Annotated in this window: 18 protein-coding genes; 9 read left to right on the forward strand and 9 right to left on the reverse strand. The window is 71.7% G+C overall.

The features are described 5' to 3' along the window. Nucleotides 1–152: 152 nt before the first annotated feature. The 5 genes from rpsB (at nucleotide 153) to HCN51_RS40840 (ending at nucleotide 5,304) form a co-directional block, all read left to right on the forward strand. Nucleotides 153–1,085 carry a 30S ribosomal protein S2 gene (gene rpsB / locus HCN51_RS40820; protein WP_168017399.1) on the forward strand — a complete coding sequence of 311 codons (933 nt, stop codon included), beginning with the start codon at nucleotides 153–155 and terminating at the stop codon, nucleotides 1,083–1,085. Nucleotides 1,086–2,066: 981 nt separating this feature from the next. Then, on the forward strand, nucleotides 2,067–2,900 hold the full coding sequence (gene tsf / locus HCN51_RS40825) for a translation elongation factor Ts (protein WP_080042324.1): 834 nt from the start codon (nucleotides 2,067–2,069) through the stop codon (nucleotides 2,898–2,900). 161 nt (nucleotides 2,901–3,061) lie between these two features. After that, the gene (gene pyrH / locus HCN51_RS40830; protein WP_206068471.1) at nucleotides 3,062–3,760 is read left to right on the forward strand and encodes a UMP kinase; all 699 of its coding nucleotides are present in this window, start codon (nucleotides 3,062–3,064) and stop codon (nucleotides 3,758–3,760) included. A gap of 43 nt (nucleotides 3,761–3,803) precedes the next feature. Beyond that, the gene (gene frr / locus HCN51_RS40835; RefSeq protein ID WP_080042323.1) at nucleotides 3,804–4,361 is read left to right on the forward strand and encodes a ribosome recycling factor; all 558 of its coding nucleotides are present in this window, start codon (nucleotides 3,804–3,806) and stop codon (nucleotides 4,359–4,361) included. Nucleotides 4,362–4,464: 103 nt separating this feature from the next. Continuing rightward, complete coding sequence (locus HCN51_RS40840; protein WP_346433975.1) at nucleotides 4,465–5,304, forward strand: phosphatidate cytidylyltransferase; 840 nt, start codon at nucleotides 4,465–4,467, stop codon at nucleotides 5,302–5,304. A 25-nt stretch (nucleotides 5,305–5,329) separates the two neighbouring features. On the opposite strand, the gene HCN51_RS40845 is transcribed toward HCN51_RS40840, so the two are convergent. Continuing rightward, nucleotides 5,330–6,346 carry a suppressor of fused domain protein gene (locus HCN51_RS40845; RefSeq protein ID WP_080042321.1) on the reverse strand — a complete coding sequence of 339 codons (1,017 nt, stop codon included), beginning with the start codon at nucleotides 6,344–6,346 and terminating at the stop codon, nucleotides 5,330–5,332. A gap of 124 nt (nucleotides 6,347–6,470) precedes the next feature. On the opposite strand from HCN51_RS40845, the gene rlmN reads away from it, so the two are divergent. Beyond that, nucleotides 6,471–7,571: a dual-specificity RNA methyltransferase RlmN gene (rlmN, locus tag HCN51_RS40850; protein WP_080042320.1), complete on the forward strand. Its 1,101-nt coding sequence runs from the start codon at nucleotides 6,471–6,473 to the stop codon at nucleotides 7,569–7,571. Between the two features lie 36 nt (nucleotides 7,572–7,607). On the opposite strand, the gene HCN51_RS40855 is transcribed toward rlmN, so the two are convergent. Continuing rightward, nucleotides 7,608–8,276 (reverse strand): hypothetical protein, encoded by a 669-nt coding sequence (locus tag HCN51_RS40855; protein ID WP_168017401.1) that lies wholly within the window; start codon nucleotides 8,274–8,276, stop codon nucleotides 7,608–7,610. Further along, entirely contained in the window at nucleotides 8,273–9,034 is a 762-nt protein-coding gene (locus HCN51_RS40860) for an ABC transporter ATP-binding protein (RefSeq protein ID WP_168017402.1), read from the reverse strand. Before HCN51_RS40860 ends, HCN51_RS40855 begins: the two co-directional genes overlap by 4 nt. 116 nt (nucleotides 9,035–9,150) lie before the next feature. On the opposite strand from HCN51_RS40860, the gene HCN51_RS40865 reads away from it, so the two are divergent. Next, nucleotides 9,151–9,675 carry a DivIVA domain-containing protein gene (locus tag HCN51_RS40865; protein WP_168017403.1) on the forward strand — a complete coding sequence of 175 codons (525 nt, stop codon included), beginning with the start codon at nucleotides 9,151–9,153 and terminating at the stop codon, nucleotides 9,673–9,675. 24 nt (nucleotides 9,676–9,699) lie between these two features. Here the strand turns inward: HCN51_RS40865 and HCN51_RS40870 are convergent, their stop codons facing one another. Then, nucleotides 9,700–10,359, reverse strand: a complete 660-nt coding sequence (locus HCN51_RS40870; protein ID WP_168017404.1) for an HAD family hydrolase — start codon at nucleotides 10,357–10,359, stop codon at nucleotides 9,700–9,702. Nucleotides 10,360–10,378: 19 nt separating this feature from the next. On the opposite strand from HCN51_RS40870, the gene HCN51_RS40875 reads away from it, so the two are divergent. Continuing rightward, nucleotides 10,379–10,861 carry a GNAT family N-acetyltransferase gene (locus HCN51_RS40875; RefSeq protein ID WP_168017405.1) on the forward strand — a complete coding sequence of 161 codons (483 nt, stop codon included), beginning with the start codon at nucleotides 10,379–10,381 and terminating at the stop codon, nucleotides 10,859–10,861. Here the strand turns inward: HCN51_RS40875 and HCN51_RS40880 are convergent. Next, nucleotides 10,850–12,379, reverse strand: a complete 1,530-nt coding sequence (locus HCN51_RS40880; RefSeq protein ID WP_168017406.1) for an FAD-dependent monooxygenase — start codon at nucleotides 12,377–12,379, stop codon at nucleotides 10,850–10,852. The two genes, HCN51_RS40875 and HCN51_RS40880, sit on opposite strands and share 12 nt — an antisense overlap. Before the next feature lie 64 nt (nucleotides 12,380–12,443). Here HCN51_RS40880 and HCN51_RS40885 point away from each other — a divergent pair, with 64 nt between their 5' ends. After that, complete coding sequence (locus HCN51_RS40885; protein WP_168017407.1) at nucleotides 12,444–13,037, forward strand: PadR family transcriptional regulator; 594 nt, start codon at nucleotides 12,444–12,446, stop codon at nucleotides 13,035–13,037. A gap of 138 nt (nucleotides 13,038–13,175) precedes the next feature. On the opposite strand, the gene HCN51_RS40890 is transcribed toward HCN51_RS40885, so the two are convergent. The 4 genes from HCN51_RS40890 to HCN51_RS40905 all read right to left on the reverse strand — a co-directional run bounded on the left by HCN51_RS40890 (nucleotide 13,176) and on the right by HCN51_RS40905 (nucleotide 17,818). Continuing rightward, nucleotides 13,176–14,159: an AI-2E family transporter gene (locus tag HCN51_RS40890; protein ID WP_240973776.1), complete on the reverse strand. Its 984-nt coding sequence runs from the start codon at nucleotides 14,157–14,159 to the stop codon at nucleotides 13,176–13,178. Between the two features lie 61 nt (nucleotides 14,160–14,220). Continuing rightward, nucleotides 14,221–16,065, reverse strand: a complete 1,845-nt coding sequence (gene iolD, locus HCN51_RS40895) for a 3D-(3,5/4)-trihydroxycyclohexane-1,2-dione acylhydrolase (decyclizing) (protein WP_168017454.1) — start codon at nucleotides 16,063–16,065, stop codon at nucleotides 14,221–14,223. Then, entirely contained in the window at nucleotides 16,065–16,907 is an 843-nt protein-coding gene (gene iolB, locus HCN51_RS40900) for a 5-deoxy-glucuronate isomerase (protein WP_168017408.1), read from the reverse strand. Before iolB ends, iolD begins: the two co-directional genes overlap by 1 nt. Beyond that, complete coding sequence (locus tag HCN51_RS40905) at nucleotides 16,904–17,818, reverse strand: Cgl0159 family (beta/alpha)8-fold protein (RefSeq protein WP_080047175.1); 915 nt, start codon at nucleotides 17,816–17,818, stop codon at nucleotides 16,904–16,906. The genes iolB and HCN51_RS40905 overlap by 4 nt, the downstream gene beginning before the upstream one ends. Nucleotides 17,819–17,821 lie beyond the last annotated feature (3 nt).

The raw sequence follows: 17,821 nt of genomic DNA on the forward strand, positions 1-17,821 counted from the left end.
TTCGCATGCCCCATTGCGGACCGCGCCATCGGTCCGGGCCATGTGCCCGGCGGGAGCGGGTTCGGGGCATCAGGGCGGCAGACAACGCGCTGCCGCGGCACAACCGAGAACCGCGCCCATCCGCAGGGCGCCAAGACCTGGAGGACCAGCACATGGCCCCCGTCGTCACCATGCGACAGCTGCTCGAAAGTGGCGTTCACTTCGGCCACCAGACTCGGCGCTGGAACCCGAAGATGAAGCGCTTCATCTTCACCGAGCGCAACGGCATCTACATCATCGACCTGCAGAAGTCGCTGTCGTACATCGACCGCGCCTATGACTTCGTGAAGGAGACCGTGGCGCACGGCGGCACGATCCTGTTCATCGGCACGAAGAAGCAGGCTCAGGAGGCCATCTCCGAGCAGGCCGCGCGGGTCGGCATGCCGTACGTCAACCAGCGCTGGCTGGGTGGCATGCTCACCAACTTCTCCACCGTGCACAAGAGGCTTCAGCGTCTGAAGGAGCTCGAGGAGCTCGACTTCGACAACGTCGCCGGCTCGGGGCTCACCAAGAAGGAGCTCCTCATGCGCCGCCGCGAGAAGGACAAGCTTGAGCGCACGCTCGGCGGTATCCGCGACATGGGCCGCGTGCCCAGCGCCGTGTGGGTCGTCGACACCAAGAAGGAGCACATCGCGATCAGCGAGGCCAAGAAGCTTGGCATCCCGGTCGTCGCGATCCTCGACACCAACTGCGACCCCGACGAGGTCGACTACCCGATCCCCGGCAACGACGACGCCATCCGCGCCGTCGGCCTGCTGACCCGGGTCGTCGCCGACGGTGTCGCCGCCGGTCTGATGGCTCGCTCCGGCGCCGCCCGCGGTGACGAGAAGCCGGCCGCCGCCGAGCCGCTGGCCGAGTGGGAGCGCGAGCTCATCGAGCAGGGCACCGGCGAGGCTCCGGCCGCCGCTGAGGCCGCCCCCGAGGCTGCCCCTGAGGCCGCCGCCGAGGAGGCTCCCGCTGCTGAGGAGGCCGCTCCGGCTGAGGCCGCCGCCGCCGACGAGGCGCCGGCCGCCGCCGCTGAGGGCGAGACCGAGCAGCAGGCCTGACGTCCGCCGCGTACGGGGCCGCTGGTCCGCTGGTGATCCGGTCTCTCCCGCGAGGGTGAGCACAGGGTACGGCGGGTCCGCGGTTTCCCGGGGCGATGGTGAAGGGTGTTGTTGACGGCGGTCGCCGCCACAGGGCTCGGCCGGGTCGGCCGGGCCGGTGGTGATGGCCGCCGCGCTGGGGCTGGGCTCGCCGGCTGGTTCCGCCGGTCGGCGAGCGAGCTGGCCGGTCGGTCGGCGCGTTAGCGGGCGAGCCAGGCAAGCCGGTGAGCACGCTGGCAAGCGGGCACGTCAGCGGACGGGTCACGTCAGCGGGCGCGCATGTTGGCAAGCGGGCACGCCAGCGGGCGAACCACGTCAGCGGGCGGGCACGTCGGCAAGTGAGTACGCACGTAAGCGCACCAAACGGGCAGGCAAGGCGACGCACGCACAGCTGAACAACGGCGAACCACCTGGTGGCTGCGCGGTCCGGGGTGGCGGCGGTCAGGCAACGTAGGCGTTCTGGCTCGGCAAACGGCTGAGCCCGGACGGCATGTCGGGCGCCGCTCCAGGGCCGAGGACGGTAAGCCAGGCCAGGGCGAGGTGGCGGTCAGGTCAGGGTCTCCTCCTGCTGAGCGAGGGCCAGGACGGGCTCGTCCGCCTGCAAGCTTGAAGGCGAGGCCGTGCTGAGGTGAGGTCGGGCGCAGGCCGGGCCGAGCCGAGGCGGCGAGCCGAGGTGAGGCCGGGTGGACGCCAGGCCGAGCTGAGGTGGCCGGCCGAGGTGAGGCCGGGCGCGTGCCGGGCCGAGCTGAGGTGGTAAGCCGGGGCGAGGCTGGGCAGTATGCCGAGCGAAGCAGCGGCGAAACCGGGCCGGCCCGTGGCCCCGAGCAAGACAAGGCTCCTGTACGGCGGGCGCCCGCCGTACGAACCCAGGGTGGGTGGCCGGATCCCGGCTCCCGCCCCGACCACGATGACGACGACGAAATCCCACAAGGAAAAAGAGCAATGGCTTCCGTGAACATGGCCGACGTCAAGCGGCTTCGTGAGATCACCGCTGCCGGCATGATGGACTGCAAGAAGGCGCTGGAGGAGTCGGAGGGCGACTTCGACCGCGCCGTCGAGCTGCTGCGCCTCAAGGGTGCCAAGGACGTCGGCAAGCGCGAGTCCCGCACCGCCTCCAACGGCCTGGTCGCGCTCAAGCAGGACGGCGACTCCTCCGCCGCGCTGGTCGAGATCAACTGCGAGACCGACTTCGTGGCCAAGGGCGAGCGCTTCCAGGAGCTGGCCGAGCAGGTCGTGACGCACGTCCTGGCGACCAAGCCGGCCGACGTGGCGGCGCTGCTGGAGTCCTCCTTCGACGGCAAGACCGTCAAGGAGCACCTCGACACCGCCAACGCCGCGCTCGGTGAGAAGATCGAGATCCGCCGCTTCGCGGTGCTGGAGGGCGGCTACATCGGCGCGTACATGCACAAGACGGACCCGGCGCTGCCGCCGGCCGTCGGCGTGCTCGTGCAGCTCGACAAGCCGAACGCCGAGGTCGCCAAGGACATCGCGCAGCACGCCGCCGCGATGGCGCCGCAGTACCTCAAGGCCGAGTCCGTTCCCGCCGAGGTCGTCGAGAAGGAGCGCAAGCTCTTCGAGGAGATGACCCGCGAGGAGGGCAAGCCCGAGGCCGCCATCGGCAAGATCGTCGAGGGTCGCGTCAACGGCTGGTACAAGGACTTCACGCTGCTGCAGCAGGCCTTCGTCAAGGACAACAAGAAGAGCGTGGGCAAGTACGCCGAGGAGAACGGCGTAGAGGTTCTCGCCTTTGTCCGCTTCAAGGTCGGTCAGGCTTAGGCTTAGGCAAGCTGCCAGCTCAACGATCCACCGAGATGAAGGAGGCCGCCGCCGTGCAGGACCACCGGGAGTCAGCCCACGAATCCACACGGACGGCGGCTTCCTCGTCTCAAGATCCGCCGGCTCAGAGCCCGCAGAGCCCACTCCGGTGGAAGCGGGTCATGCTGAAGCTGTCAGGGGAGGCGTTCGCCGGGAGCGAGCCGCTGGGCATCGACCCGACGATCGTCGATCACCTGGCCGACTCGATCGCCGAGGCGGTCAAGGAGGGCGTGCAGGTCGCGGTCGTGGTCGGCGGCGGCAACATGTTCCGCGGCGCGACGCTGTCGCAGGGCGGCATCGACCGGGCCAGGGCCGACTACATGGGCATGCTCGGCACGGTGATCAACTGCCTGGCGCTCCAGGATTTCCTGGAGCGGCGGGGGGTCGAGACCCGGGTGCAGACGGCCATCACCATGCAGCAGGTGGCGGAGCCGTTCCTGCCGCGCCGCGCGATCAGGCACCTGGAGAAGGGCCGCGTGGTCATCTTCGGCGCGGGGCTCGGCTCGCCGTTCTTCTCCACCGACACCGCGGCGTCGCAGCGGGCTCTGGAGATCGGCGCGGAGGCGCTGCTCAAGGGCACGCAGGTCGACGGGATCTACGACTCCGACCCGCGCAAGAACCCGGACGCGGTCCGGTTCGACCACCTCGACTACGGCGAGGTGCTGCTACGCGACCTCGCGGTCATGGACGCCACCGCGATCAGCCTGTGCAAGGACAACGATCTGCCGATCGTGGTCTTCGACCTGATGGGCGAGGGCAACATCCTGCGAGCGGTACGCGGTGAGAAAATCGGCACGCTGGTGAGTCCCGCAGGCAAATGACGGAGCGAGCCCGACACCGCCAGCTAGAAGACAGGGAGCCGCTGTGATCGACGAAACCCTCCTCGAAGCCGAGGAAAAGATGGACAAGGCCGTTTCGGTCGCGAAGGAGGACTTCGCGACGATCCGTACGGGCCGCGTCACCCCCTCGATGTTCAACAAGATCAACGCCGAGTACTACGGCACGCCGACGCCGATCCAGCAGTTGGCGTCCTTCCACGTGCCCGAGGCGCGCATGGTCACCATCCAGCCCTATGACAAGGGCTCGACGAATGCGATCATCAAGGCCATCCGCGACTCCGACCTCGGCGTGAACCCCACCGACGACGGTCAGGTGATCCGCGTGACGTTCCCGGAGCTGTCCGAGGAGCGCCGCAAGGAGTACATCAAGGTCGCCAGGAACAAGGGCGAGCACGCCAAGGTGTCGGTGCGCAACATCCGCCGCTCCGCCAAGGAGACCCTCGACAAGATGATCAAGGACGGCGAGGCGGGCGAGGACGAGGTCAGGCGGGCCGAGAAGGAGCTCGACGACCTCACGCAGAAGCACGTCGCGAAGATCGACGAGCTGCTCAAGCACAAGGAAGCCGAGCTGCTCGAGGTCTGAGCGGCGCGCCGCAGGGCGGGTCGCCTGGAGCGGTCCGCCGCAGGTAGCGGGTCACCTACGGCCCTCGCCCCGGTGGCGGGGGCCGTGGCTCTTGGAGAAGTCTGTGGAAGAACGTACGGCTGGCACCAGCTCGAGCGGCGGCAGCCGTACCGGAAGGAACCTGCCCGCCGCGATCGCGGTCGGCGTGGTCCTGGGCGCGCTCGTCCTCGGCACCGTCTACACGATCAAGGAGCTGTTCCTGATCGTGGTGGTGGGCGCCGTCGGCGTCGGCGTGCTGGAGCTGGTCAAGGCCTTCGCCACCCGTGACATCAGGGTGCCCGCCGTGCCGGTGCTGGCGGGTCTCGTCGCGATGCAGGCGGGGGCGTACTGGGGCGGGCCCGAGTGGCTGCTGGCCTCGTTCGCGGTGTTCGCGTTCGTGCTGCTGATCTGGCGGATGTTCAGCGACGGGACGGACGGCTACGTGCGCGACGCGTCGGCGTCGGTGTTCACGTTGTTCTATCCGGCGATGCTGAGCGCGATCGTGGCGCTGATGCTGCATCCGGGCGACGGCAACCATCGCGTGCTGATCTTCATCGCGGTCACCGTGGCGAGTGACATCGGCGGGTACATCGCGGGGGTGCTGTTCGGCCGGCACCAGCTCACGGTGATCAGCCCGAAGAAGACCTGGGAGGGGCTGGCCGGGTCGGTCGTCGCGTGCACGGCGGTGGGGGCCTGGCTGGTGTCGTGGCTGCTGCACGGGCAGATCTGGCAGGGGGCGCTGATCGGGGCGCTGGCGGCGCTGCTGGCCACGGTGGGCGACCTGGTCGAGTCGATGATCAAGCGGGATCTCGGCATCAAGGACATGGGGACGATCCTGCCGGGTCACGGCGGGCTGATGGACCGGCTCGACTCGCTGGTGACGACGCTGGTGCCGGTCTGGCTGCTGATGACGCTCTTCTTCTGAGCGCCAGTGTGCCTGCAGATGAGCGTTAGTGTGCCTGAAGGGCCTGCGTGGTGACGGGGGAGAGCCAGAGCCAGCGGACGATCTCGCCACCGAACGCGAAGCCCGACATGTCGGGCATGTGGGCCGGGTTGGCCTGCATCAGGACACCTGAGTACTGCGGCCCCAGCGGGAACGTCGAAGGCTCGTGATACCACTTCGCCGTGTGCCCGTGCCCCAGCCACGTCACCGAGTGCCACGGGTACTGGGCCAGCCACACCAGCAGCAGTGCCGCGTCCTTCGGGTCGTCGCGGGTGGCCACGGCCAGCTCGATCCGCGCGTACGCGCCCGGCTTGTCGATCCACTGCTCCACCGTCGGCATGCGCTGGCAGCTCATGCCCACCGTGGACAGCACGGTGAAGCCGCGCTCGCCGTGCGGCGGCCGCTCCGTGATGCCGACGGTGGGCAGCCGCTCGCCGCTGGCGTCCCAGTAGCGGCCCGCCGGCCCCAGGACGTTGTCCAGGTGCCCCATCACGAACTGCTGGAACGACGGCCACGACCCCTCGCTGTGCCGCCAGCGCCAGTAGGACCTGGCGTTCGAGATGCGCGGGCGCAGCCCTTCGAGCGCCTCCGACAGTGCCCAGGCGAACGGTGACTCGCCCACGGCGTCGCGCGCGTACCCGGGCATGCCCCTGCTCATGTCGGCCCAGCCGGGGATGACCGCGAGCAGCTCGTCGTCCTCGTACAGCGCCACGCCGTCGCCCTCCTCGAACCACAGCGGGCTGAGCTGCCCGAGCGGCCGCCGCCCCTCGGGGTGCAGCGTGTTGGGCCTCGGCATGAGCGGCGGCAGGCCCGCGTTGATGCGGGCCAGGTCGACGACGGCGGGGGCAGGGCGATGGTTGGCCAGCCACACGGCCCCGTGGACGGTGCCGTCGGGCGAGCACAGGTAAGCTACCGAGGAGTCCTCGTCCCGCTCGACCACGAGCGTCCGGCTCCCGTACGGGTTGCCGGCGGCGAGCACGACCTCGGTGCCACCCTCGCCAGATGCCGACCGAAAAATCGCCATACGAGATGACTGTAGATCGGGCGGCGACCAAGACGCGAGCCATAGTGAGACCAGGAATGCCACCTCCGCTCCGAGCGTTCATTACCCTGGTCACCAACCCTCGAAGCCAAGCAAAGGCAGCACAGTGTCCCAGCCTCCAGGTCAGCTCACCTTCGTCGCGCCGCGGCGGGCCAAGCCCGCACGGCACCTCGCCGACCTGTCGATGGCAGAGCGGCGGGCCGCCGTGACGGAGCTGGGGGAGAAGGCGTTCCGCGCCGACCAGCTCTCCCGCCACTACTTCGAACGCCTCACCACCGACGTGCAGGCGATGACCGACCTGCCCGCCGCGTCCAGGGAGAAGCTGGCGGCGCTGCTGCCCCCGCTGCTCACCTCGGTCAGGGAGCTGGCCACCGACCGCGGCACCACCCGCAAGACGCTGTGGCGGCTGTTCGACGGGGCGCTGGTCGAGTCGGTGCTCATGCGTTACCCCGACCGGGTCACGATGTGCGTGTCCTCGCAGGCCGGATGCGGCATGAACTGCCCGTTCTGCGCCACCGGCCAGGCCGGCCTGACCCGGAACATGTCCACCGCCGAGATCGTCGAGCAGGTCGTGGCCGGCGCCCGCGCGCTGGCGGCCGGCGAGGTGCCCGGCGGGCCGGCGCGGGTCAGCAACGTCGTGTTCATGGGCATGGGCGAGCCGCTGGCCAACTACAAGCAGGTCATCGGGGCGGTGCGGCGCCTGGTCGAGCCGGCGCCGCACGGGCTCGGCATCTCCGCGCGCGGCGTCACGGTCTCCACCGTGGGGCTGGTGCCCGCCATCGGCAAGCTCGCCGACGAGGGGCTGCCGGTCACGCTGGCGCTGTCGCTGCACGCGCCCGACGACGAGCTGCGCGACACGCTGGTGCCGATCAACACCCGTTGGAAGGTGAGCGAGGTGCTCGACGCCGCGTGGGCGTACGCGGCGAAGACCAAGCGGCGCGTGTCGATCGAGTACGCGCTCATCAAGGACATCAACGACCAGGAATGGCGGGCCGACCTGCTCGGCAAGCTGGTCAAGAACAAGCTCGTGCACGTCAACCTCATCCCGCTCAACCCGACGCCCGGCTCCAAGTGGACGGCCTCGCGGCCGGAGGACGAGCGGGCGTTCGTGCGGCGGCTGGAGTTCCACGGCGTGCCGGTGACCGTGCGTGACACGCGCGGGCGCGAGATCGACGGGGCCTGCGGGCAGCTCGCCGCCGCCGAATGACGCACCGGGCCGGCCCTGCGAACGGCAGGCCGGCCCTCATGATCGGCGGCGGAGCCATCCGTACGCCGTGAGACCGATCAGGCACCACGCCAGCGAGATCCCGGCCAGCGCGGGGAACGCGCCGAGCAGCTCGCCGGAGTTGGCCGCCTTCATCCACGGGATGAGCGGCACCGTGAGCCAGTACAGTGACGTCGCGCTCAGCAGCAGCATCGCCAGGAAGCCGAGCAGCAGGGCCATGATCGAGACGGCCGGTGACGGCAGGACGGCGCGGCTGGTGAGCGCGCCGAGCGCGGTGCCGGTCAGGGCGGAGATCACGTACAGGAGCAGGCCGGCGGGCAGCAGGCCGGGCGGCGGCGAGCCGCTGATGCCGAGCAGCAGCGCCCAGAGCAGGCCGAGCGCGGCGAAGACGGCGCAGGCCGCGAACGCCGCCAGCAGCCCCGCCGCCACCTCCTTGCCCCGGCCGCCGGCCTGGACGGCGGACATCTCACGCTGCCGGTCGGGCTCGGTGTCGAGCAGGCTCCTGGCCGCCCAGGCGAGGACGGGGACGAGGAGCACGGCGCCGTCCACGAGCACGGTGGCCTCGGCGCCCCTCGGCGCGCGGCTGCCGTGCACGATGGCGAGCAGGGCGAGGGTGAGCAGCAGCGCCTGGAACACGCGGTGCGAGCGCACGTAGGCGGCCAGGCGGAAGGCGGCCAGGGCGATCATGCGCTCTCCTCGGCTGCCGGATCGGCGGGGGTCTGGGCGGCGGTGTCGAGCTCGCGGGCCTGGAAGCCTTCCTCGCGCATCCTGGCCAGGAAGCGCGGCAGCTCCTCGGCCGGCAGGGTGACGGCCACGGTGGCCTGCGAGGGAGGCGACGCGGCGGGGGCGGCGCTGCCCTCCTTGAGCCGGCCGTCCACCATGGACCAGTGACGCAGCCCGGGCAGCCCGCGCAGCCCGCCCTGGTGGTCGCTGGCGATGACGATGCCGCCCCGCCCCGCCACCTCGGCCGCGATCGACGGCAGCGCCTGGCGCGTGTCGGCGTCGAGGCCGGCGAACGGCTCGTCCAGGATCAGCAGCCCCGGCTCGGCCATCAGCGCCTGGGCCAGGCCGACCTTGTGGGCGCTGCCCTTGGACAGGTCGCCGAGCGGGGTGGCGAGCAGGTGGCCCATGGTGAGCCGCTCGGCCCACGGCTCCCAGCGGGCGCCGCCGCGGACGCGGGACATGTGCCGCAGGTACGCGGTGACGGTGAACGGCTGGCTCGCGGGAAACCGGTCGGGGGCGAAGCCGACCACCGGCGGGCGTTCGGAGATGGTGCCCGTGGTGGGCCTGGACAGGCCCGCGAGGAGGCGGAGCAGGGTGGATTTGCCCGCGCCGTTCACGCCGGTCAGCTCGATCACGTCGCCGGGGGCGAGGTGGGCGTCGGCGTCTTCGATGACGAGAGGATCACGTCTTCGGTAACGGAAGGAGACGTTGGTCAGACGCATGGTCCTTTAACGGTATATGTCGGGTCGCAGGGCCGGCATAAAGGTCCGACAATGGAGGGACCCCCAGCACGATCTCAAGAGGAGTGAGCTTGAACCGCTTTCCGCGCGTCATGGGTATGCGTTCAGGCTATGACCCCGTCGAAGTCGACGCCCTGATCGGGCGGATCGAGTCGACCCTCGGCAGAGGCCCCCATCTGCTGGAGCCCGTCACCGCCGACGAGGTCCGCACGGCCACGTTCCGCGCGAAACGCGGCGGCTACCAGGAGACCGCGGTGGACTTCGCGCTGGAGGCGTTCGTGGTGGCGCTGGAGGCCCAGGCCAAGCGGCCGATCCGGCTGGCGATGGCCGAGCCCACCGGCGAGATGCTGCGCGAGCAGTGGTTCGAGCAGCAGGCGGCGCGGGTCGAGCGGGTGGCCTTCCGCCCCGGCCGGATGGGCACCGGCTACAACGAGGACGAGATCGACGCCTTCCTCGACCGCATCGTGGCCACGCTGCGCGGCACGACCGATTATCCGGTGACGGCCAAGGAGGTGCGGGAGGCGAAGTTCTCGACCGTGATGTTCAAGGCCGGGTATCTGATCGCGGACGTGGACTCGTTCCTGGCGGGCATCGCCGACGTGCTGGAGCAGCGGGCCCTCTGAGAGCCCGTTGCCCCGGCACTCGCCTCACCCCGAAGCGGCGGCGGTCTCGACCGCCGCGAGCAGGCCGCGCAGGTCGGGCTGCGTGTGCGGGACGATCGATGCGTCGGCGGGCCGCTGGTCGTGGCGGTTGATCCACACGTGCGGCACCCCCAGCCGCTGCGCCGGCTCCATGTCGTGGAAGTAGCTCTGGGCCGCGTGCACCCAGACCTCCGGCTCGTAGGAGCTGCTGAACAGCTCGAAGTGCGCGTGCGCCGGCTTGTACGCCCCGGCGTCCTCGGCCGTCACCACGGCGTCGAACGGCACGGGCAGCCGCCGCCGGGTGCCGGCGATGAGGTCGAGGTCGCAGTTGGTCAGCAGCGCCAGCCGCCACCCGGCCGCGCGCAGCGCCGACAGCTCGGCCCCCACCTCGGGGAACACCGGCCAGTACGGCAGCGTCTCGGCCAGCACGGCGGCGTCGTCGGCACGCAGCTCCACCTTCTCCTCCTCGCACGCCCGGCGCAGCGTCTCGGCCAGCACGTCGCGGTAGCGCATGGCGGGCGACTCGGCCTGGACGAGGTGTTCGTGCCGGTTGTACGCCTCCAGCAGCCGCTCCCCCTGCCCGGGGGCGATCAGCTCGGCGCTGGTGCGGATGCCGTGCCGCCAGTCGATCAAGGTTCCGAAACAGTCGAACGTGACCCATCGCATAGCTCTCATAATGGCGGTCATGAGCATTTCCGTGCGGGAGATCCGTCCCGGCGACCTGCCCGCCGTCACCCGTGTGCTCACGGAGAGCTGGGGCGGCACCACGCTGATGGTGCTGGGGAGCGGCAGGCAGGTGGACGCGGCGAAGCTGCCGGGGTTCGTCGCCGAGGCGGAGGGGGAGCTGGCCGGCCTGGTGACGTACCTGGAGGACGGCGGCTCGGTGGAGATCGCCTCGCTCGACGCCGTGCTGCCGGGCAGGGGCGTCGGCAGGGCGCTGCTGGACGCGGTGCGGGCGGTCGCGGCCGAGCGGGGCGCGACGCGGCTCTGGCTGATCACCACGAACGACAACACGCATGCCCTGCGCTTCTACCAGCGCTACGGCTTCGACCTCGTGGCCCTGCACCGGAACGCCATGGATCGGGTGCGTGCCATCAAGCCCGGCATCCCGGCCGAGTCCGACGGCATCCCGATCAGGCACGAGCTGGAGCTGGAGCTACTGCTTTAGCAGGACGCGGCCGAGCACGCCGGCCAGCGCGGCGGGGTCGCCTTCGCCGCGCCAGGCCACGTACCCGTCGGGCCGCACCAGCACGGCGGCGGCCCCGTCGTAGCGGGACCGCCAGGCGTGCTCGACGTCGATGACGTCGGCGCCGATCCGGTACGCGCGCACGCCCTCGACGTCGGCGGCGGCCTTCGCCCACGGCTCGCTGTCGGTCAGGAGCACGAAGGAGTCGTGGAACAGGTCGTGCACGCCGATGCGCCGGCCGTCGTGGTCGAGCCAGAGGTGCGGGGCCCTGGTGCCGGGGCGGGCGTGCTGCTCGACCCCGTCGCCGAACACCGCGCCGGGGCCAGGGCCGATCATGGCGGCGGAGGTGTAGCGCTGGCCGAGGACGCACAGGACGGCGTCCAGCGGGTCCTCGCCCGGGTTCGGGCCGAAGCGGGCGGCCTGGCTGCGCACGGTCAGGTCGGCCAGCTCCAGGGCGACGGGGCGGCGCTCGGCCTCGTACGTGTCGAGCAGCGCGTCCGAGGCGCGGCCGGCGAGCACGGCGGCCAGCTTCCAGGCCAGGTTGTGGGCGTCCTGGATGGCCGAGTTGGCGCCGAGGCCGCCGGCGGGCGGCCACACGTGCGCGGCGTCGCCGACGAGGAAGACGCGGCCGGCGCGGAACCGGTCGGCCACGTAGGCGGCCTCCTCCCACGCGGCCCTGCCGACGATGTCGATCGGCACGTCGCGGCCGATGAGGCGCCGGGCGGTCGCGGCGCAGCGCTCGTCGGTGAAGTCGTCGGGGGACTCGGTGGCGGGGTCGTAGGACAGGCCGAGGCCCCAGTGGTGGGGCAGCGCGTGGGAGACGAGCGCGCCGGTGACGGGATCCCCGAGGATCCAGAACATGGCCCGCCTGGTGATGATGTCCGACAGGTCGGCCTTGAAGACGCATGAGACGTAGCTGCGCTGCACGCCGGGCCCGGTGCGGCCGATGCCGTACTGCTGCCTGATGGTGCCGCGGTAGCCGTCGGCGGCGATCACGTACTGGGCCAGGTACGTCCGGCGCTCGCCGGTGGTGCGGTCGCGGGTGACGACGGTGACGCCGTCGGGGCCGTCGTCGACGGACTCGCACTGGGTGTCGAAGCGCAGCTCGGCGCCGCGCTCGCGGGCGGCGCGCGCCAGGATCGGCTCCACCGTGCTCTGGTCGGCCAGCCCGAACTCGCCGGCGGTGAGGTGGGGCAGCGCGCGGGGCGCGTCGGCGTCGAAGATCCAGTGCCATTCGTCCAGGAGCGTCGTGCAGCGGGCCACGCCCGACTCGCCGTCGAACGGGCGGCCGGCCTCCTTGATCGCCGCCTCCAGGCCGAGCGGCCGGTAGATCTCCATGGTGCGGGGGTTGATGCCGCGGGCGCGGCCGAGGATCGACACGCCGGGGTGGCGGTCCACGAGCACGCAGCGCACGCCCTGGTGGGCGAGGAAGAGGGCCGAGGCGAGGCCGGCGTAGCCGCCGCCGACGATCAGGACGGGGGTCTGTGTGGTGGTCGTCATGGCTTGATAGTTGCATTGCAACTAGTAACGAGTCAACTAGTTCTGCTGAAGCTAACATGGACGCATGCCACTCGACCGCGGGTCACCTCTCGCCCTGACCGTCCTGGCCCTGCTGCGGTACCGGCCGCTGCATCCGTACGGCATCCAGCGGCTGCTCAAGCAGTGGGGCAAGGACCAGGTGGTCAACGTGGGCCAGCGGACCGGGCTCTACCGCACCATCGACCGGCTCGGCGAGGCGGGGCTGATCAGGGTCCGCGAGACGGGGCGCGACCAGCAGTACCCGGAGCGGACCGTCTACGAGATCACCGACGACGGGCAGGTCACGCTGCGCAGGTGGCTGGATGAGATGCTGAGCGTGCCCAGGCAGGAGTTCCCGCAGTTCCCCGCCGCGCTGTCGAACGCGCTCATGCTCGCGCCCGAGGAGCTGGCGCAGGCGCTGGAGCGGCGCGAGCAGGTCGTCGCCGGCACGCTGGCCGCCCTGGAGGAGCAGCTCGCCGACACGGGCGTGCCGCGCGTGGCGATGCTGGAGGTCGAGTACCTGCGCGCGGTGACGGAGGCCGAGGCGCGGTGGCTGCGCGGGGTCGTCGAGGACCTGCGGGGCGGGCGGCTGACCTGGAGCAGGGAGAGCCTGGAGGAGGCCGCCGCCGCGCTGGAGTGAGACAGGGTGCGGGAGCGCTTTCCGGCGGGTCGCGTTCAGGCAGGGCACGGTCAGGTGGAGCGTGAGTGGCGGGTCGCGTTCAAGCAGGGCACCGTCAGGTGGAGCGTGAGTGGCGGGTCGCGTTCAGGCAGGGCGCGGTCAGGTGGAGCGCGGGTGGCGGAGCAGGGCGACGACGACCGAGGTGACCGGGGCGGCCAGGAACGCGCCCGCGATCCCGGCGATCACGCTGCCCACCGTGATCGCCACCAGGATCACCGCGCCCGGCAGGTCGAGGGCCTTGCCGTAGATCTGGGGCGCCAGCACGTGGCCCTCGATCTGCTGCACGGCCACGGTCACCGCCACCACGATCAGCGCGACCAGCCAGCCCTTGGCGACGAGCGCCACCACGGCCGCCAGCAGCCCCGCGAAGAACGCCCCCACCACCGGCAGGAACGCCCCCACGAACGTCAGCACCGCCAGCGGCAGCGCCACGGGCACGCCGAGGATCCACAGCGAGATCCCGATGAAGAACGCGTCCACCAGCCCCACGATCGCCACCCCGTGGATGTAGCGGCCCACGACGGAGAAGATCAGCTCACCGGTCTCGGTGACGCGCGCCCTGCTGGAGGCCGGCATCAGCTCGACGAGCCAGCGGAAGAGCCGGTCGCCGCCGTGCACGAAGTACACCGACAGGATGATCGCCAGGACCGCCCCGACCACGATCTCGCCGACCGTCTTGACCCCGGCCAGCGCCCCGGTGGTGATCTGGCGGCTCTGGCCCGACAGGTAGTCTCTGGCCTGCGCGAGCATCTGCCGGTCGTCCAGGCCGAGCCGGGCGGCCAGGTGGTGCAGGTCGTCGAGCACCTTGCCGACGCTGGCCCGCAGCTCCGACACGCTGGCCACGGTCGGCGGCACCACCAGCGCGATCACCGCGCCCGCCACCAGCAGGGCGCCCGCGAAGACGATCGCGGTGGCCGCCGCCCGCCCGACGCCGCGCGAGCGCATCCAGCGGGCCGGGGGCAGCAGCAACGCGGTCAGGAAGACGCCGATGACGATCGACAGGGCCACCGTCCGCACGTGGTAGAGGCAGAAGAAGGCCACCGCGATGACCGCGAACCACCCCAGCAGCCGCCACGGCCTCATCCCTGCCCCCCGATCGTGCCTGGTCAGAGGAGTTCCCCAGGCCGATCGGGGGCAACCCTGATCAGCCGGGCGGGGTCAGGTGAGGCCGCTGCGAGCGCTTGTTCGCCTCGTACGTCTCCCGCGCCGCGTACGTGGCACTGGTCGTCGCGACCTGCGCGACGGGCACGTCCCACCAGGCTTCTGAGGAGGGCGCGTCGTCGGCCAGCCGGTCGGTGCGGACGTATATGACGGTGGTCGCGTCGGCGGAGCGGGCCGTGTCGAGCGCCTTGCGCAGGTCGGCGATCGACTCGGGGCGCAGCACGGTGGCGCCGAGGCTGGCGGCGTTGGCGGCCAGGTCGACCGGCAGCGGCCCGCCGTCGCGGCGCTGGTAGGCGGTGCCGAGCCGCTCGGCGCCGACGCTCTCCGACAGCCGCCCGATCGAGGCGAACCCGGAGTTGTCCACCAGCACCACGACCAGCTTGACGCCGTCGGCGACGGCCGTGACCAGCTCCTGCGCCATCATCAGGTACGAGCCGTCGCCCACGAGCACGAACACCTCGCGCTCCGGGGCGGCCAGTTTCACCCCGAGCCCGCCGGCGATCTCGTAGCCCATGCAGGAGTAGCCGTACTCGACGTGGTAGCTGCCGGGGCCGCTGGGCCGCCACAGCTTGTGCAGGTCGCCCGGCATGGAGCCGGCCGCGCACACCACGACGCCGTCGTCGCCGGCCGCCGCGTTGACCGCCCCGATGACGGCGGACTGCGGCGGCGGCGAGCCCTCCAGCGCGTACGCGGCGTCCACGGCGGCGTCCCACTCCCGGGTCAGCTCGGCGGCGCGCTGCCGGTAGGCGGCCGGCGTGCTGTGACCCGCGCACGCCTCGAGCAGGTCGGAGAGCCCTTCGCGGGCGTCGGCGACCAGTTGCAGGCCGGAGAGCTTGGCCGCGTCGAAGCCGGTGACGTTGAGGTTCAGGAAGGCCGCGCCGGGGGCGAAGATCGTGCGGGAGGCGGTGGTGAAGTCGCTGTAGCGGGTGCCGACGCCGATGACCAGGTCGGCCTCGCGGGCCAGCGTGTTGGCGGCCGTGGTGCCGGTGGCGCCGATCGCGCCGAGCGCGAGCGGGTGACCGTATGGGAGGGCGCCCTTGCCCGCCTGCGTCTCGGCCACGGGGATCCCGCACGCCTCGGCGAACGCCCGGAGCGTGTCCGTGGCCTCGCTGTAGATCGCGCCGCCGCCGGCCACGATGATGGGGCGGGCGGCGGACCTGATCAGCTCGGCGGCGTGGGCCAGGGCCGCCCGCTCGGGGCGCGGTCTGGGGATGTGCCAGACGCGGCGGGCGAACAGCTCGTCCGGCCAGTCGAACGCCTCCGCCTGCACGTCTTGAGGCAGCGCCAGCGTCACCGCGCCGGTCTCGGCCGGGTCGGTGAGCACCCGCATGGCGGCCAGCAGCGCGCTCGGGAGCTGCTCGGGCCGGTTGATCCGGTCCCAGTAGCGGGAGACCGGCTTGAAGCAGTCGTTGACCGAGATGTCGTACGAGCGCTGGTCCTCCAGCTCCTGGAGCACGGGGCTGGCGGCGCGGGTGGAGAAGATGTCGCCGGGCAGCAGCAGCACGGGCAGGCGGTTGATGGTGGCGCCGGCCGCGCCGGTGATCATGTTCGTGGCGCCGGGGCCGATCGAGGTGGTGCAGGCGAGCGTGGCCAGCCGGTTGGCGGCGCGGGCGTAGGCGGCGGCGGTGTGCACCATGGCCTGCTCGTTGCGGCTCAGCCGGTAGGGCAGGTCCTCGGTGGAGGTGGCCAGCGCCTGGCCGAGCCCGGCCACGTTGCCGTGGCCGAAGATGCCGACGCAGCCGCCGAAGAAGCGGCGCTCCACGCCGTCGCGCTCGCTCCACTGGCGGGCCAGGAAGCGCACGACCGCCTGGGCGACGGTCAAACGGATCACGAAGTCCTCCCGAACGGCAGTCTGGGGTCGAGGTGCTGGGCGTCCCAAGAGGAGCGGATCCAGGCGTGGCGCGGGTCGTCGCAGAACGCCATCGACCGTTGCTCCGCCGGGCCCGCCAGGACGTTCAGGTAGTACAGGTCGTAGCCGGGGGCGGCCATGGAGGGGCCGTGGTAGCCGTAGGGGACGAGCACCACGTCGCCCGAGGAGACCTCGGCGAGGGTGTCGATGTGGCCGCGCTCGGAGGAGTAGACGCGCTGGTAGCCGATGCCCTGGTCGGCCACCTCGAAGTAGTAGATCTCCTCCAGCACCGCCTCGCCCTCGTGCGGGGTGTCATGCTTGTGCGGCGGGTAGGAGGACCAGTTGCCCGACGGGGTGAGCACTTCGACGGCCATGAGCTTGTCGCAGCCCTGGTAGGCGTCGGGGGAGCAGAAGTTGTTGACCTGGCGGCTGGCCTGGCCGGCGCCCCTGATCTCGACCGCGACCTCGGCGGCGGCGACGTAGCGGGCGGGGTGGGCACGGGTGGCGCGGGCCGAGGGGAACGCGATCCGGCCCGCCCCCTCGACGGTCACCCGCGTGGAGATCGGGATGTAGGCGAAGTCGGAGGGGCCGTCGAACACCGAGGCGCGGCCGGTCAGGACGAACGTGTCATCCGGCAGCGTGACCGTGCACGAGCCGGCCAGGGGCAGGACGATCATCTCCTCCTCGCCCGTGTCGAAGGAGATCGGGGCGTCCGTCAGGTCCGCGACGCGCAGCCCCGAGTACGTCCAGCCGGCCAGGGACGGGGTGATCTCGACCGACCAGGGGCCGCTGGCGGTCTTGCCGTACGGAAGATGGGTCATGCGCGGGCCTCTCGTACCAGTGCGGCGGCGCCGTCCACCGCGGCCGCCACGTCGTCGTCGGGTGGGTAGAGCAGGGCGCGCCCGACGACCAGGCCGCGCACGCCCGGCAGGCTCAGGGCGCGGTGCCAGTCGGCGTAGGCGGCGTCGATGTCGGGCGGGTCGCCCCCGAGGAGCAGGGCGGGCAGGGTGGTGGCGGCCATCACGCGCTCCATCTCCGCCACCGCCGGGATCTTCAGCCAGGTGTAGGCGGAGGTCACGCCGAGGGCCTGGGCGACGCTGATCGAGCGGATCACGGCGTCGGGCGACAGGTCGTTGCGCAGGGCGCCCGACTCGGTGCGCAGCGACCAGAACGGCTCGACCATGGCCACCAGCCGCCGGCGCGCCAGCTCGCTCACCGCGCGGGCGCAGGACTCCAGCGTGGTCACGGTGGCGTGGTCGGACGGGTCGATGCGGCAGAGCATCTTGCCGCCGTCGAGCCGCATGGCGTCGATGGCGGCGGCGTCGAAGCCGGTGAAGCGGTCGTCGGCCTCGAAGACCGAGCCCTGGAGGCCGCCCCTGTTCATGGAGCCGAAGGCGAGCTTGCCCTCCAGGTCGCCCAGCAGCAGCAGGTCCTCCAGGACGTCGGGGCTGGCCAGGATGCCGTCCACGCCCGGCCTGGACAGCGCCAGGCGCAGGCGGTCGAGCAGGTCGTAGCGGCTGCCCATGGCGAGGGGCCGGTCGCGCACGCCGAGGGCGCCGCGGGCCGGGTGGTCGGCGGCGATGATCAGCAGCCGCTCGCCCTCGCCGGGCAGGCCGCGGCGCTCCCGGCGGGCCGCGGCCGCCGCGATCTCCTCGGGCTGCGTGGCCCGGATGCGGGTGAGCCGCCCGTAGTCACCGGGCGGGCCCGCCGAAGGGGCAGCGGGGGTGGTCAGTGT

Origin of the sequence: Nonomuraea composti (assembly GCF_012034275.1) — a bacterium.
GTDB classification, from domain to species: Bacteria; Actinomycetota; Actinomycetes; order Streptosporangiales; family Streptosporangiaceae; genus Nonomuraea; species Nonomuraea composti.

What these genes read in the sequence shown, in the direction of transcription:
- rpsB (WP_168017399.1), top strand. Translation starts at nt 153, where the DNA reads ATGGCCCCCGTCGTCACCATGCGACAGCTGCTCGAAAGTGGCGTTCAC.
- tsf (WP_080042324.1), top strand. Translation starts at nt 2,067, where the DNA reads ATGGCTTCCGTGAACATGGCCGACGTCAAGCGGCTTCGTGAGATCACC.
- pyrH (WP_206068471.1), top strand. Translation starts at nt 3,062, where the DNA reads ATGCTGAAGCTGTCAGGGGAGGCGTTCGCCGGGAGCGAGCCGCTGGGC.
- HCN51_RS40845 (WP_080042321.1), bottom strand. Translation starts at nt 6,346, where the DNA reads ATGGCGATTTTTCGGTCGGCATCTGGCGAGGGTGGCACCGAGGTCGTG.
- HCN51_RS40855 (WP_168017401.1), bottom strand. Translation starts at nt 8,276, where the DNA reads ATGATCGCCCTGGCCGCCTTCCGCCTGGCCGCCTACGTGCGCTCGCAC.
- HCN51_RS40860 (WP_168017402.1), bottom strand. Translation starts at nt 9,034, where the DNA reads ATGCGTCTGACCAACGTCTCCTTCCGTTACCGAAGACGTGATCCTCTC.
- HCN51_RS40865 (WP_168017403.1), top strand. Translation starts at nt 9,151, where the DNA reads ATGCGTTCAGGCTATGACCCCGTCGAAGTCGACGCCCTGATCGGGCGG.
- HCN51_RS40870 (WP_168017404.1), bottom strand. Translation starts at nt 10,359, where the DNA reads ATGCGATGGGTCACGTTCGACTGTTTCGGAACCTTGATCGACTGGCGG.
- HCN51_RS40875 (WP_168017405.1), top strand. Translation starts at nt 10,379, where the DNA reads ATGAGCATTTCCGTGCGGGAGATCCGTCCCGGCGACCTGCCCGCCGTC.
- HCN51_RS40880 (WP_168017406.1), bottom strand. Translation starts at nt 12,379, where the DNA reads ATGACGACCACCACACAGACCCCCGTCCTGATCGTCGGCGGCGGCTAC.
- HCN51_RS40885 (WP_168017407.1), top strand. Translation starts at nt 12,444, where the DNA reads ATGCCACTCGACCGCGGGTCACCTCTCGCCCTGACCGTCCTGGCCCTG.
- HCN51_RS40890 (WP_240973776.1), bottom strand. Translation starts at nt 14,159, where the DNA reads ATGAGGCCGTGGCGGCTGCTGGGGTGGTTCGCGGTCATCGCGGTGGCC.
- iolB (WP_168017408.1), bottom strand. Translation starts at nt 16,907, where the DNA reads ATGACCCATCTTCCGTACGGCAAGACCGCCAGCGGCCCCTGGTCGGTC.